The organism is Marinilabilia salmonicolor JCM 21150 (genome assembly GCF_000259075.1).
Lineage (GTDB): Bacteria > Bacteroidota > Bacteroidia > Bacteroidales > Marinilabiliaceae > Marinilabilia > Marinilabilia salmonicolor.
This window is the reverse complement of sequence record NZ_AJKI01000011.1, coordinates 37,795-51,800: the sequence shown is the minus strand read 5'-3', so window position 1 is coordinate 51,800 and position 14,006 is coordinate 37,795. Positions and strand designations below refer to the sequence as shown.

General features: G+C 43.3%; 12 protein-coding genes. 5 read left to right on the top strand and 7 right to left on the bottom strand.

What is annotated here, in order from left to right; genetic code table 11:
* Positions 1-43 precede the first annotated feature (43 nt).
* Positions 44-490 carry a nucleoside deaminase gene (locus W7W_RS0107225; RefSeq protein WP_010663131.1) on the bottom strand — a complete coding sequence of 149 codons (447 nt, stop codon included), beginning with the start codon at positions 488-490 and terminating at the stop codon, positions 44-46.
* Between the two features lie 126 nt (positions 491-616).
* Here W7W_RS0107225 and aspS point away from each other — a divergent pair, with 126 nt between their 5' ends.
* On the top strand, positions 617-2,392 hold the full coding sequence (gene aspS / locus W7W_RS0107220) for an aspartate--tRNA ligase (RefSeq protein WP_029510459.1): 1,776 nt from the start codon (positions 617-619) through the stop codon (positions 2,390-2,392).
* Positions 2,393-2,561: 169 nt separating this feature from the next.
* On the opposite strand, the gene W7W_RS0107210 is transcribed toward aspS, so the two are convergent.
* From W7W_RS0107210 to miaB, 3 genes are all read right to left on the bottom strand, one after another.
* Positions 2,562-3,770: a 1-acyl-sn-glycerol-3-phosphate acyltransferase gene (locus W7W_RS0107210; protein ID WP_010663129.1), complete on the bottom strand. Its 1,209-nt coding sequence runs from the start codon at positions 3,768-3,770 to the stop codon at positions 2,562-2,564.
* A gap of 76 nt (positions 3,771-3,846) precedes the next feature.
* Positions 3,847-4,194, bottom strand: a complete 348-nt coding sequence (locus W7W_RS0107205; RefSeq protein WP_010663128.1) for a carboxymuconolactone decarboxylase family protein — start codon at positions 4,192-4,194, stop codon at positions 3,847-3,849.
* Positions 4,195-4,200: 6 nt separating this feature from the next.
* Complete coding sequence (gene miaB / locus W7W_RS0107200; protein WP_010663127.1) at positions 4,201-5,589, bottom strand: tRNA (N6-isopentenyl adenosine(37)-C2)-methylthiotransferase MiaB; 1,389 nt, start codon at positions 5,587-5,589, stop codon at positions 4,201-4,203.
* Positions 5,590-5,775: 186 nt separating this feature from the next.
* On the opposite strand from miaB, the gene W7W_RS0107195 reads away from it, so the two are divergent.
* The 4 genes from W7W_RS0107195 (at position 5,776) to W7W_RS0107180 (ending at position 10,170) form a co-directional block, all read left to right on the top strand.
* Positions 5,776-6,528: a YebC/PmpR family DNA-binding transcriptional regulator gene (locus W7W_RS0107195; protein WP_010663126.1), complete on the top strand. Its 753-nt coding sequence runs from the start codon at positions 5,776-5,778 to the stop codon at positions 6,526-6,528.
* A gap of 181 nt (positions 6,529-6,709) precedes the next feature.
* Entirely contained in the window at positions 6,710-7,549 is an 840-nt protein-coding gene (locus tag W7W_RS0107190) for a universal stress protein (RefSeq protein ID WP_010663125.1), read from the top strand.
* Positions 7,550-7,587: 38 nt separating this feature from the next.
* Positions 7,588-8,055 (top strand): SPOR domain-containing protein, encoded by a 468-nt coding sequence (locus W7W_RS0107185; RefSeq protein WP_036163438.1) that lies wholly within the window; start codon positions 7,588-7,590, stop codon positions 8,053-8,055.
* Between the two features lie 213 nt (positions 8,056-8,268).
* Complete coding sequence (locus tag W7W_RS0107180) at positions 8,269-10,170, top strand: amidophosphoribosyltransferase (RefSeq protein ID WP_010663123.1); 1,902 nt, start codon at positions 8,269-8,271, stop codon at positions 10,168-10,170.
* A gap of 66 nt (positions 10,171-10,236) precedes the next feature.
* Here W7W_RS0107180 and W7W_RS0107175 read toward each other — a convergent pair whose 3' ends face one another.
* From W7W_RS0107175 to W7W_RS0107165, 3 genes are all read right to left on the bottom strand, one after another.
* Positions 10,237-11,406 carry a serine hydrolase domain-containing protein gene (locus tag W7W_RS0107175; RefSeq protein WP_010663122.1) on the bottom strand — a complete coding sequence of 390 codons (1,170 nt, stop codon included), beginning with the start codon at positions 11,404-11,406 and terminating at the stop codon, positions 10,237-10,239.
* Positions 11,375-12,925 (bottom strand): dihydrolipoyl dehydrogenase family protein, encoded by a 1,551-nt coding sequence (locus W7W_RS21880; RefSeq protein ID WP_010663121.1) that lies wholly within the window; start codon positions 12,923-12,925, stop codon positions 11,375-11,377. The genes W7W_RS0107175 and W7W_RS21880 overlap by 32 nt, the downstream gene beginning before the upstream one ends.
* An 80-nt stretch (positions 12,926-13,005) precedes the next feature.
* On the bottom strand, positions 13,006-13,962 hold the full coding sequence (locus W7W_RS0107165; protein WP_010663120.1) for a GNAT family N-acetyltransferase: 957 nt from the start codon (positions 13,960-13,962) through the stop codon (positions 13,006-13,008).
* Positions 13,963-14,006 lie beyond the last annotated feature (44 nt).

Sequence of the window (14,006 nt, the reverse complement as noted above, 5' to 3'; positions counted from 1 at the left end):
GGTTGTCCCCTCTTTCGGTAGCTCCGAAGGAGGGGACTTTTTTTTATCGCTTGCCGGTAAAGAATTGTTTTACCAATTCTCCGCACTCCTGCTTCATGACTCCTCCAATTACTTCCGTTCTGGGGTGAAGCGGGGACGGTGTCATTCTTTTGTAACCTCTCTTATCGTCATCGGCTCCATAAACAATACGTCCGATTTGGGACCAGTTTAATGCTCCCGCACACATCGTACAAGGTTCCAGTGTGACATATAACGTGCAGTTGTTCAGATATTTACCTCCCAGTGCTTCCGAGGCCGATGTGATGGCAAGCATCTCCGCATGGGCAGTAACATCATTTAATGTTTCTGTAAGGTTGTGAGCCCTCGATATTATCGTACCTTCACTTACCACTACTGCGCCTACGGGTACTTCATCCTTCCGCAGAGCTTCTCTGGCTTCCAAATATGCCTGTTTCATGAAATACTGGTCTGTGAAATCAATTTTTTCCATATTTTTTAACCTTTTTGAAAAGCGATGTCGCTGTTTCTTTTTTTCTTTATATTTTCGCAAAGATATTCTAAAATCAAAATTTCTGTTGGAACCGGGGCGGTTTATTCCCCAAAAATGACAATTATAATGTATAGAACACATACCTGTGGAGAATTAAGAATTGCTGACATCGATAAATCCGTTACTCTTAGTGGTTGGGTGCAGCGTGTTCGCAATTTGGGTGGAATGACTTTCATTGACCTCAGAGATCGTTATGGAATTACCCAGCTTGTCTTTAACAGTGAAACAGAAGATAAGCTGAGTGAAGCTGTTAGAAACCTCGGTCGTGAGTATGTGGTGCAGGTTACCGGTAAAGTGGCCGAGCGCAGCAGTAAAAACAGCAAGATTCCTACAGGGGATATTGAAGTTATCGCCGATGGGCTGAAGGTGCTGAATGCTTCAGATCTTCCTCCGTTTACCATCGAGGATGAGACTGATGGCGGAGAAGAACTCAGAATGAAATACCGATACCTCGACCTTCGCAGAAATCCTGCCCGTAAAGCCCTGGAACTTCGTCATAAAATGGCCCTCGAGATACGTAATTATATGGATAAGGAAGGGTTCATGGAGGTGGAAACGCCGGTATTGATGAAATCTACTCCTGAAGGGGCACGTGATTTTGTGGTTCCCTCTCGTATGAATCCCGGACAGTTTTATGCTTTGCCACAATCGCCGCAGGTGTTTAAGCAATTATTGATGGTGGCCGGTTACGACAGGTATTTTCAGATTGTGAAATGTTTCCGCGACGAAGATCTTCGCGCCGATCGTCAGCCTGAATTTACACAAATTGATTGTGAGATGTCTTTTGTGGATCAGGAGGATGTACTCAACACTTTCGAAGGGATGACCAAGCATCTGTTCAAATCGTTGAGAGGTGTTGATATGGAAGGTGATTTCCCGCGTATGCCTTATTCAGAGGCTATGAAATATTATGGTAGCGATAAGCCTGATATCCGGTTCGGTATGCGATTTGTTGATTTAACATCAACAGCTTCCGGAAAAGGTTTTAAGGTGTTTGATGATGCTCAGTATATTGGCGCTATTTGTGCGCAGGGATGTGCTTCTTACAGCCGTAAGGATCTGGATCAGCTTACTGATTTTGTGAAACGCCCTCAGGTGGGTGCTCAGGGCTTGGTGTATGTGAAATACAATGAGGATGGTTCTTTCAAAACATCTGTGGATAAGTTCTTCTCTGCTGATGATTTTAAAGCCTGGGCTGATATGTGTGGAGCAAAGCCGGGAGACCTGTTATTGATTTTGGCCGGTAAAGAAGAAAAAACTTTGTCGGCTCTTTGCGACTTGCGTTTGGAAATGGGATCCCGTCTGGGACTGAGAAATAAGAATAAGTTTTCTCCGCTTTGGGTGGTCGATTTTCCACTTTTGGAGTGGGACGATGAAACAGAGCGTTATTATGCTATGCATCACCCGTTTACTTCGCCTAAAGAGGAGGATGTGGAGTTGATTGATACCACCCCCGGGGAGGTGCGTGCCAACGCATATGATCTGGTAATCAATGGTGTTGAGATTGGTGGAGGTTCCATTCGTATTCACAATGATGAATTGCAGCAAAAGATGTTTAAGATTCTTGGTTTCTCGGAAGAAGAAGCGGAGAATCAGTTTGGCTTCCTTATGAATGCTTTCAAATACGGCGCGCCTCCTCATGGCGGTGTTGCTTTTGGTTTTGATCGTTGGGTTTCGTTGTTTGCCGGTCTGGATTCTATCAGGGAGGTAATCGCTTTCCCGAAGAACAATGCCGGTCGCGATGTGATGAACGATGCACCTTCCGCCATCAGCGATGCTCAATTGAATGAGTTGATGATAGAATTGAAAGGTGAGGCTGCTAAGAAAACCAGAGAGGAGTAAAACAGACATTTGTAATTTATAAAAAGGCGTACCTGACATTTTGGGTATGCCTTTTTAATGGTTAAAGTTCCTGCTGAAGAGAACGGAAATAAAAAAGGCCCGGGAAGCTATTCCGGGCTTTTGAATTTTTATATCATGATATACAAGTGAAAAATCCAGTGTCAGAATATTATGACTCTTCAGTTTTAAAAGAGTCTCCTGACAGTTCCCGCTTATTTACCACAGGGTTGGCGTACATCTCGAGTAAAGTTTTTTTCAGGAAGGCTCTGTCACCTTCAATGCGATCTAGATGTTCCTCCAGGTATTTGTTGAAAGTGTCTTTTTCCTCGGCTGTGTAAAGATTGCCGTATTCATTTGTTTCGTTGAGCAGATCCCAGGCAACCAGGTTTCCGGGCCAGAGACGATAGTTCTCATGGACATGTCTGTCTATTAGTCCGGCAAGAAATTCAAACTTCTCATTCTTGTTCTCTATGTCTTTTAAAATATCAAACTCGTTGTTGATAGGCTGGCCGAAAGCAAAATGAACACGTCCTTTTCTTCCGCGAAGGCCTGCTCCCATGTGCTGCAAGTCATCATCCTGTGTCTTTGTATAGTCCGGATTGTCACGTTTTTGCTGGAATTCACGGGCTTTAAGGTAATCACACGGATCATATTCGTAAGAAATGGATACCGGAACAATTTTAAGTTGTTTAAAATTTTCTGCCACGGATTTGTCCTCTCCGCTGATGTTGAGCATTTTAAGAAGGCTGAGCTGGGTGCGGTCGTTCCCGTCTTTGGAGCGACCTTCTCGCTGGGCTATCCAGATGCTGTGTCCAACGCTGGTAATGGTATGGCGAATGTATTCCGACAGCAGTGTGGAACTCTCCATCATTTGCCGAACCGGAAGGTTCCGTTTTACAATAAAAGTCCGGTTCAGTTTTACCAGATCCGTAATCCACGGATAAATCAATAAATTATCACCAATGGCAATTTCGGTGGTGTCAAAATTATGCTCAAACATAATGACATTCAGAATTGCCGGATCCAACACGATATCCCGATGGTTGGAGATGTAAAGATATGATTCATTGGGATCAAGTTGCTCAAGGCCTTCGGAAGTAACTCCTTTGGTGGTGGTCTTGATGATTTGTTTTACGTAGGGAGATATTACTTCCTGCTGAAACTGGCGGATACTTTTTATCTGCATCATCATGTCGATGAAGCGTTGTGCCGACAATTCAGGATAAAGAAATCCAATGAGATCCAAAAATGAAGTTTCATTTTTGAGACGTTCAAATACCTGTTGAATTTCATGGTCCTGGTAAGGACGTATCGATTCAAAATCCAGTTCTTTGGTCATTTTTATCTTTTTGGTTTGTGGCAAAATTACTTTAAACATACCGGTTTTGGAAATTAACGGCGTGTTATTATCTCCTTTGGAGGAAAGGTCGGATATTAAATTTAAGCAATTTTTTCTATTGATGCCCGTTCAATATGTCCCAGTATTCCATGGCTCTGCGGGTGTGAGGAATGACGATGGTGCCACCCACGATATTGGCCACAGAAAAAATTTCCATCATCTCTTTGGTGGTGACATTTTGTTCAAAACATTTTTCCAGATGGTATTTGATGCAATCATCGCATCGCAGAACCATTGATGCCACAAGTCCAAGCATCTCTTTTGTTTTTACCGGCAGGGCACCATCCTGATAGGTGTTGGTGTCCAGATTAAATAATCTTTTTATTACAAGATTGTCCTGCGAAAGGATGCGTTCATTCATTTTTGAACGAAAATCTCTGAATTCTTTGATCTGATCTTCCATGATGTATTAGTTGTTTTCAATGGGTATGCCCAGCATTGTAGCCTGGGTGACTTCAGTTATTTTTACTTTTACGGTCTCCCCGACTTTGTAATTATGCCTGGGAAATACCACTACTTTGTTTTGGGAGGTGCGTCCAAAAAACTCCTGGGTCGATTTTTTTGAAACACTTTCTACCAATACTTCAAAAGTTTTTCCAATGTCTTTTTGGTTGCTTTCCAGCGAAAGTCGGTTTTGAAGCGCAATAATTTCCTGAAGTCTCGTGCCTTTCACTTCCTCGGGTACATTGTCGGGTAATTTTTTATGGGCATAGGTTCCGGGACGTTCAGAGTACTTAAACATAAAGGCCATGTCAAAACCGGCCCATTGCATGAGATCAAGGGTTGCCTGATGATCTTCTTCAGTTTCGGAGTGAAATCCGCAAAATACATCCGTGGTGATGCCACATCCGGGTAATATCTCGTGGATGGCTTCTATTCGGTTTTTGTACCATTCGGCGGTGTATTTGCGATTCATCAGTTTCAGGATTTTTGTAGATCCTGATTGCAGGGGTAAATGAATATGCTTACACAAATTGTGGTGAGCGGCCATCACTTTGAGGGTCTCATCGCTCATATCTTTGGGGTTGGAAGTGGTAAAGCGGATACGGGTTTCCGGAAATTCAGTGGCAAGAAAGTCCAATAGTACCGGGAAATCCATTTCTTTATCACCATTTTTGTGCAGGTAAGAGTTGACATTTTGGCCCAGCAGAGAAACTTCTTTGTACCCTTCTTTAACCAGCTTGTCAAATTCTTCTCTGATGCTTTCCGGATCCCGGCTTCTTTCCCGCCCGCGGGTATAAGGGACAATGCAGTAGGTGCAAAAATTGTTACATCCACGCATGATACTGATGAATGCAGAGGTCTTATTGGGCCCCAGGCGCTTGGGGATAATATCGCGATAAGTTTCTGTAGTGGACAACTCAACATTGATGGCTTTCTCTCCTTGCTCCACAAGACTGACCAGATTGGGTAAATCCATGTAGGCATCGGGACCGGCAACCAGATCGGCACCAACCTCAAACAGCTGTTCTTTGGCACGTTCTGCCATACAGCCAATAATGCCGATTACCAGTTTGGGATGTTGCTTTTTGAGGGCTTTTAATTCCCTGACCCTTGCTAAAACCCGTTGTTCTGCATTTTCGCGGATGGAACAGGTGTTGATAAAAATGGCATCGGCATCGGTATGACTTCCGGAAGTTTCGTAGCCATCCATTTGCATAACAGAAGCTACCACTTCACTGTCAGCGAAGTTCATTTGACAACCGTAAGTTTCTATGTAAAGTTTTTTCCCGTTGTGCTCGTATGTGAGGACGTTTTCCACTCCCTCAACCGCTTGTTTTTTTTCCTGATCTCTCATTTTCTTTTAATAAAATAGGTGGCAAATTTAATGCTAATCTGTGGTTTCCCCAAAGTGACGAGTATTTGAATGTTTTTGATGTTTTCGCCCTAATGTATAATGAATCAGTGGCTTGTGAGAAAAAGCGGTTTTTTGTAGTTTTGTGCTTCATTTTTTCAACGAACTGCAAATAAAAAGTTTCGAATTATGGCAGGACACAGTAAATGGGCGAATATTAAACATCGGAAAGGTGCACAGGATGCTAAGAGAGCAAAGATGTTTACGCGGATTACCAAGGAAATCCAGGTGGCGGTAAAGGAAGGGGGAGCAGACCCTGAGACCAATCCCCGCCTTCGGTTAGCTGTTCAGAATGGTCGTTCGGTGAATATGCCGAAAGACAATATCAACCGGGCTATTGCCAAAGCATCGGAAATTGGAGGTGACAGTTTTCAGGAAATTGCCTTTGAAGGCTACGGCCCCGGGGGGGTAGCTGTATTTCTGGAGTGTATGACAGATAATAATAACCGAACCGTCGGAGCAGTGCGCTCTATTTTTAATAAACGGGGAGGAAGTCTTGGAACCAACGGATCATTGAGTTTTTTATTTGACAGAAAAGGGGTCTTTCAGATTGTTAAAAATGATGAGATGGATCTGGAAGAGCTGGAACTGGAGCTTATTGATGCAGGAGCTCAGGAGATAGAGAAAGATGAAGATTTGATTGTGGTAACTTCCGAAATGGAAGACTTTGGAGCTGTTCAGAAAAAACTTGAAGAACTTGACATTACTGTCGAGAATGCTGCTTTGCAAAGGATTCCCAATAATTACAAGGAACTGGATCTGGAAAATGCAAAGAAGTTTTTGAGGATGATTGATGAATTTGAGGACAATGACGATGTTCAGAATGTGTTTCATAATCTGGAAATGACAGACGAACTTGCCCAATCTCTCGAATCGGAGTAAGAAATTTCTGTTTTGTGCAACTACTTTGAAGGACATTACGTATATTCGTGTAATTCCAGATTGTATAGAAAATATACGAATGAAACGAGCATGGAGCTGTGATTTCTCAAATCAGCCACATTAGAGCATATATGAAAAAATCGCGAGTTCCATTAGATCTTAAAAATCAAATCCTATACGAATGAAACGCGTTCTCGTCCCCATCGATTTTTCGGACAACTCGGTTTTTGCTTTGAAAATTGGCATAGAGTTGTCCAATCAGTTGCATGCATCCCTTAGGATGATTCATGTTCAGACAGGTCAACAATATGCACCGGAATTTTTAGGTGATAATCCGGAGGAACGATTGATAGGGCAGGCTAAAGTGTGGCTGGAGCATCTCATTGAGAAATACAGTTCGGGATATCGTGTTTACAATGGAGAATTCGACTTTAAAGTCAGGGAAGGTAATGTGGTAAGGGAAATTACCAATCAGGCAAGGTATGATGATGTGAGCCTTATTGTGGTTGGAACACATGGTGTTTCCGGAGTTGAGGATCGTTGGCTGGGCAGTAATGCTTATCGATTGGTGTCGCATGCTCCATGTCCGGTATTGACCACCAGAAAAGGTATGAAATGGGAATCTCCTCATAAAGTCATTTTACCATTGGACCACAATAAGCTTACCCGGAAAATAGTTCCTGTGGTAACCGGTTTTGCCAAATTGCTCAAAGCAGAGATTGATATTCTTGCTCTTCAGCGTAAATCGAGGTGGATTCTTCCCGGTCTGAGTGATATTTATGCCAAACAGACAGAAAAATACATTAAGAGCAATACCGATTTGGAGGTTTCAGTGACTCCTTTTAAATGGGGCGGAGATGCCAAAAATATCCTTTCTCTTGCTCAGCAAAAAGGGGCTTCCGTTATTGCCATTCATCTAAGTAAGGCACTCAGTCCCTTCGACAGTGTATTCAGGCCCTTTGCCAATGAGCTGCTCAATCTTGCAGATATTCCTGTTCTGGTAGTGCCGGTAAAGGAATAAAAATTGTAACTTTGCCTGCACAAGAAGAACAGATTAAGATGAAAATAGTAGCAGGATTTATCTTTCTTTTGATTGCAATTGGGGTGAATGCTCAATTGCCAGGTGAAAATGCGGCTTACAATTCCGATGTTTTTTCCAGATTGGAGCAGGTAAGCAGTAATCAGGGAATTATTGCCATTGAACAATCGGCTCGCATGAGAGCACTTGTTAATACCCATATTGATATGAATAAAAGAGCCGGAGGAGTTGAAGGATTCCGGGTTCAGTTGTATAGTGGGGTGGGTAGCAAAGCCAGGCAGGAAGCATTGGATGCCAAAGGAAAAGTGTTGGCCGATCTTCCCGAAGAGAATGTTTTTATTGAGTACAGTGCACCATTCTGGCGCGTCAGAGTGGGGAATTTCAGACACAAACACGAAGCATTGCCGCTTCTAAACAAGTTGAAGAAGATTTTTCCGGCCTGTTATGTGGTAAAAGTTTCTGATGTTCCGTTAAGATCTTTAAAATAAAAATCAGGCCCGCTTGTAAATCAAGCGGGCTTTTCTTTTTGTAGAATATTTTTTTTGGTTCGTGTGCATGTCAGTATCAGGGGGCTGCTATTGACCATTTTTTTTTATTGAAATGAGTATGCAAAGGTTAGCTATAATTAATAGGTATAACTATTGCATGCGAGTTCCATCAGACCAATAACTTAGATGAATTATTTACTGATGAATTAAATTATGAGTGATCAGATTAAGCATGAATGTGGTATTGTTCTCATTCGGTTGTTGAAACCGCTGAGCTATTACCAGGAGAAGTATGGAACGTGGCGTTTCGGGCTAAACAAGCTGTATCTTCTGATGGAGAAACAGCATAACAGGGGGCAGGATGGTGCCGGAGTGGTGAGTTTAAAACTGAATCAGCCGGCAGGTAAGAAATATTTATCCCGTCAACGCTCCAATAAGGGCAATCCTATTCAGGAGGTCTTTTCAGACATTCACCGCAGGTTCGACAATGCTTACGATCACCATCCCGAGCTACTTAATGACCCTGTGTGGGCCAAAGAGAATCTTCCCTTTGCGGGAGAACTTTACCTGGGACACTTAAGGTACGGGACTTTCGGGAATAACAGCATTGATTACGTACATCCTGTGATGCGTGAAAACAACTGGCGTTCGAGGAATCTTGTGCTAGCCGGTAATTTTAACCTCACCAATGTGGATGAGATTTTTAAAACATTGATAGATCTGGGGCAGCATCCGAAAGATTATACGGATACAGAATCCATGCTCGAAAATGTGGGCCATTTTCTGGATGAGGAAAATCAGTTGCTTTTCAGGCAGTTTAAGAATGAGGGCTATTCCAATAAAGAAATATCCGCATTAATTGAAAAAAATCTTGATGTCCGAAAAGTATTGGAGCGTTCCAGCCGGCGGTGGGACGGAGGATATGTAATTGCCGGTCTGATAGGTCATGGTGACTCTTTTGTGATGCGGGATCCATGGGGTATCAGGCCTGCTTCTTATTATGCGAATGATGAGTTTGTGGTGGTGGCATCAGAGCGTCCTGTAATACAGACTGCCCTGAATGTCCGATCGGTGGAGGTGAATGAGCTGAAGCCCGGGCATGCATTGATCATTAAAAAAGACGGAACAGTGTCGGAAGAGCTGGTTACCGTGCCTCAGGAAAAAAAATCCTGCTCTTTTGAACGCATCTATTTTTCCCGCGGAAGCGACAGAGATATTTATACGGAACGTAAAGAATTGGGGCGTTTGCTTTCGGATAATATTCTGGAGAAAATAAATTTCGATCTGGAGAATACGGTCTTCTCTTACATCCCCAATACTGCTGAAACTGCATTTTACGGAATGATAGAGGGCATTCGTTCTCATCTGGATGTTGAGAAAACCAGAAAAATAATGGCTTTGGGTAAGGACCTGACAGAAGAAAAGGTATCGGAGATCCTGAGTCTTGAACCCCGTATAGAGAAAGTGGCCATCAAAGATGTGAAGATGCGCACTTTTATTACCGATGATAGCAGCCGCGACGATTTGGTAGCTCACGTTTACGATGTTACTTATGGTATTGTGAAGAACAAAGTGGATACCCTGGTTATTATTGATGACTCTATTGTTCGGGGGACTACGCTGAAACGAAGTATCCTCAGGATACTGGACAGGTTACATCCAAAAAAGATTATTGTTGTTTCATCTGCTCCACAGATACGTTTCCCTGACTGTTATGGTATTGATATGGCCAGGCTGAAAGATTTTTGTGCTTTTGGGGCGGCTGTCGAATTGCTTAAAGATTCCGGTCAGGAGGAAGTAATAGAGAAGGTTTACCGTCAGTGTAAGGAACAACAGAACCTTCCCAAAGAGGAGATTGTAAATTATGTAAAAGAGATTTACAGACCATTTACAGATGAGCAGATCTCTGCCAAAATTGCTGAAATGCTGACTCCATCTGATATCGATGCGGAAGTGGAAGTGGTTTATCAAACAGTCGAGAATTTGCATCGTGCCTGTGCCAACGATCGTGGTGACTGGTACTTTACCGGGAATTATCCCACTCCGGGCGGAAATAAAGTGGTAAATACCTCCTTTATTAACTTCATCGAAGGAATTAATACCAGAGCTTATTAAAAAGTTAACCTGATGATAACAAAAGGGTGAAACTGCTAATAGTTTCACCCTTTTTGCTGATGTGGATTATTGCCTTTGCTCAAGGATATTCAGACCCGTTCTGATCCAGGTGTATGCATCTTTGGGGTGATGATTGCGGTACTCATTGCTGCGTTGATGCCCGAGCCTTACAATTACTGCGTTGTGGGAGGGTATTACAAAAATGTATTGGCCCAGGATGCCTCGTGCATAAGGAATTTGTTCGCCTCCGTAATTCATTACCCACCAATGAAGTCCGTAGTATTCTACCATTTGTGCTTCTTCATTGGTAAGATACTTCGCTGGTGTTGTCATCATTTTGATATACTGATCGGAGATTAATCTTTTTCCATGAAACAGTCCCCCGTTAAGCACCAGGCTTCCAATGCGGGCAAAGTCGCGTGGGGTGCTGCTGAAGCAGCAATAGGCTTTTTCAGTGCCCTCACGGCGGTCAAGCGACCAAAGGGCCGGCACTTCTGCACCTAATGGTTCCCAAAGTTTTTTCGATGCATAATCAGCCAGTGGCATCCCGGTTGTTGCAGAAAGAATTCGTTCTAAAAACTGGGTGTCACCACTCCGGTAATTAAACATGATGCCCGGATGGTTTACTATTTTAACCTGCTTCATTGTTCCCGGTAAATCTCTTCCATAGTAGGCACGTGTTGTAATAGAGAAAGGAGAACTGTAGTGTTCATCCCAGTCGGATGCGGAACTCATGGTGAGCAGGTGCCGGATGGTCAATTGATCACTGTGGGGCCCTTTCAGCCATGGCAGGTATTTTTTTACTTTATCGTCCAAACTGCCGATATGTCCGTCCTCAATGGCACATCCAATGAGTAGCGAGACAATGCTTTTGGCCATGGAAAAAGAGTTGGAAATTGTTGTAGAATTATGTCCTTCTGAGTATTGTTCAAAAAGAAGGGAGTCATTTTTAATAATCAGGAAGCCGGTTGTCTGAAGGGTTTTCATCGAGTCCCTGACAGATTCCGGGGTTATGGTATATTGATTATAGTCGAATGTTAACGGCCAGGAGCGTGGCGTTCCGGTTTCCACTTCTCTGTTATCGAATATTTTATAGTCATCAATATCGGGAGTGAGGTATATCATTCCTTTTTGAAGGTAATCGGGAAGTAGCGTGTAAAGTGCCGTTATACCAACAATTGAAAAAATAATAATTTTGAAGGTCTTACTTTTTTTGACTTTTCCTGATTTTTTCATCTCTGGGAGTTTGCGTTTTCGGGTCTCCGGGTTTCCATTCACTTACTTTTATGTGTTTGGGAAATGCCACCGGTTTGAAAATTGATTTAGAGGCGAGTGCTCTCATGCTTTCCTGAATGCCTTCTGTGATGCTGGGATGAGGATAGAACACCCGCAAAACTTCACTCAGACTGTTCCCCTGGTTGATGAGGTGCGCCACAGCAACGATATAAGCAGAGGCCTGAGGGCCGGATGCTCTCATGCCCAAAATACGCTGTTCATCATCATTGCTAACCAGGATTTTTACAAAACCATGGGTGTTGCGCATTGCTATGGCACGGTTTACCAGTATATTGGAATAATAAACAGCTCTGTAACCAATGTTCTTTTCCTGAAGTGTTTTCTCATTTGCCCCAACGGCTGCAACCTCGGGTTTGAAAAACATCAGAGTTGACATATTGGAATAATCGGGGAGATAACAAATATTATCTGCAATGGCCTCGGCAGCCAGCCTTCCCTGAAATTCTGCTACACTGTACAATTGGGCTTGTGCGGTTACATCTCCAATGGCATAGATGTGTTTATGGCCATTGTTGTTTTCCACGCATCCGTTTTCATCAACGGGAATCAGCCCTCTTTTGTCGGGGGTAACTCCCAGTACTTCAAGACCGATGTTTTGTGTATTCGGTTCCCGGCCAATAGCAATTAGGGCAACATCAACCTCAATAACCCTGCTGTTCCCGGCATCATAATCCAATACGACTTCCAGGTGTCCGGGGTGTTCCCGAATGCATCTTAGCTGTGCCGTATGATGCACAATAACTCCGTTTTTCTCCAGATTATCGGATACAAACTCACTTACATCATCATCTTCATAAGGAAGCACCCGGTTCGACCGGTCAAGAAGGTGTACCTGTGTCTGGTTGAAATTAGAAAAGATGGTCGCAAACTCACATCCGATAATTCCTGACCCAATAATGAGCAAACGGCCGGGGAATTTTGATAAGGAGAGAATATTGTCGGAAGTTATGATTCTTTTTCCGTCGGTTTTAATTCCGGGAAGCCTGCGGGGATGAGCTCCTGTGGCGATGATGAAATGTTCACCCTGAATCGTAAGCATTTTTCCCTGGTCATCGACTTCTATCGTATGAGCATCTTTAAATTTGGCATATCCGGTAATCAGACTGATAGTGCCCTTGTGGGATACATTGGCAAAAGTTTCGATCTGACTGCGCATCTGGTATTGTTTCTCACGGGCAGCTTCCAAAATGGTGTTTCGTACCAGATTGTAATCAACGCTTAATGCACTGGCCCGGTATCCACGGTCAACACGTGCTGCCACAGAATAATCCATGCTTAGTTCATACATGGTTTTGGAAGTCAATACACCATTGATGACGCCGGCTCCACCGATGTGACTTTTTTCGATGATACAAACTTTTTTTCCAAAGTCGGTGGCCCTGTTTGCGGCAGCGAACCCTCCCGGACCGCTTCCTATCACAACAACATCAAAAGTATATTGGTCGGTAGCTTTTGTCATGCCTGCAGATTTACATGAGAGATAATATTATGCAATGCCCAACTGCTCTATTAAATTATTGATTCGGGCACTATCGCTTTTTATTGGTCCTCATTTTTTTCGTCGGGGTTGTAGGTATGAACGTGGCGACTTATCTTGGCCTGATAAAGTTCTTTAATGGTAATGATAATTCCGGTTTCTTCCACGCCTCCGAAGCGCTCATTTACCGATGTTCCAAACGTGCGCATGGAGGGAGATAAGTTCATGTATGCATTGATCAGGGGAGGAATGTTTTCTCCCAGTTCTCGAACTGTTTTGCTGAGGGTTTTGTAGTCAGCAGCAAATGACTCTCCCGAAAAGATTTCCTGAACTTCACTTTCAGTCAGCGCTGAACTTACAGGGTTATGGGGATATACAAGCTTATCCGGATCGTTGAAATATTTATCCATGAATGCTCTGATGAGGCTACGTGCTTTAAGGTTGCTGTGGGCGTACATGGTAACCTTTCCAAAGAAATATTCCATGTCAGGATAATTGATGATCAATGACCCCAGTCCATCCCATAAATTGTCTAAAGCATACAGACTTTTTGCCCCCATTTTACTTGATTGATACTGAGGTTGAACAAAAGATCGTCCGAGTTCAATGGTCTTTGGGAGGTATTCTTTAATAAACTGTTCTGAGAAATGAAACATCCGGGCCGTTGCCAGGTGAATCTTTCCTTCTGCATCCGGCTTCAGGGTTTCACCCATGATGTAACGGTATCCTCCCAGAATTTCTCTGGCTTTGGGATCCCATACAATCAACTGATGGTACGGGTTATCACCGATGTCGTAATCGTCCACATCACAATCTTTTCCGGTTCCGCCACCTGCGGCTCTGAATGATTCCTCACGAAGACGCCCCACTTCACGCATCAGAGATGGTGCGTCATTGGCGGTGAAATCATAAATCTTATTCTCACCTTTGTTGGTGAAACGTACAAAACGTTCACGGGTGAGTTCTGCTTCCAGGTCTTCCCGTGGTACGGGAGGGATGATTGGCTTTTCAGAATTCATTAGCTTATTATTGGTTCAATTTTGGAACTTTCTTTTTTGTTTGG

Bases quoted from the DNA above. Each gene is read 5' to 3' on its own strand.
- W7W_RS0107190 (WP_010663125.1), top strand. From the start codon at position 6,710: ATGAAACGCGTTCTCGTCCCCATCGATTTTTCGGACAACTCGGTTTTT.
- W7W_RS0107195 (WP_010663126.1), top strand. From the start codon at position 5,776: ATGGCAGGACACAGTAAATGGGCGAATATTAAACATCGGAAAGGTGCA.
- W7W_RS0107210 (WP_010663129.1), bottom strand. From the start codon at position 3,770: ATGTTTAAAGTAATTTTGCCACAAACCAAAAAGATAAAAATGACCAAA.
- W7W_RS0107180 (WP_010663123.1), top strand. From the start codon at position 8,269: ATGAGTGATCAGATTAAGCATGAATGTGGTATTGTTCTCATTCGGTTG.
- W7W_RS0107175 (WP_010663122.1), bottom strand. From the start codon at position 11,406: ATGAAAAAATCAGGAAAAGTCAAAAAAAGTAAGACCTTCAAAATTATT.
- aspS (WP_029510459.1), top strand. From the start codon at position 617: ATGTATAGAACACATACCTGTGGAGAATTAAGAATTGCTGACATCGAT.
- W7W_RS21880 (WP_010663121.1), bottom strand. From the start codon at position 12,925: ATGACAAAAGCTACCGACCAATATACTTTTGATGTTGTTGTGATAGGA.
- W7W_RS0107205 (WP_010663128.1), bottom strand. From the start codon at position 4,194: ATGGAAGATCAGATCAAAGAATTCAGAGATTTTCGTTCAAAAATGAAT.
- W7W_RS0107185 (WP_036163438.1), top strand. From the start codon at position 7,588: ATGAAAATAGTAGCAGGATTTATCTTTCTTTTGATTGCAATTGGGGTG.
- W7W_RS0107225 (WP_010663131.1), bottom strand. From the start codon at position 490: ATGGAAAAAATTGATTTCACAGACCAGTATTTCATGAAACAGGCATAT.
- miaB (WP_010663127.1), bottom strand. From the start codon at position 5,589: ATGAGAGATCAGGAAAAAAAACAAGCGGTTGAGGGAGTGGAAAACGTC.
- W7W_RS0107165 (WP_010663120.1), bottom strand. From the start codon at position 13,962: ATGAATTCTGAAAAGCCAATCATCCCTCCCGTACCACGGGAAGACCTG.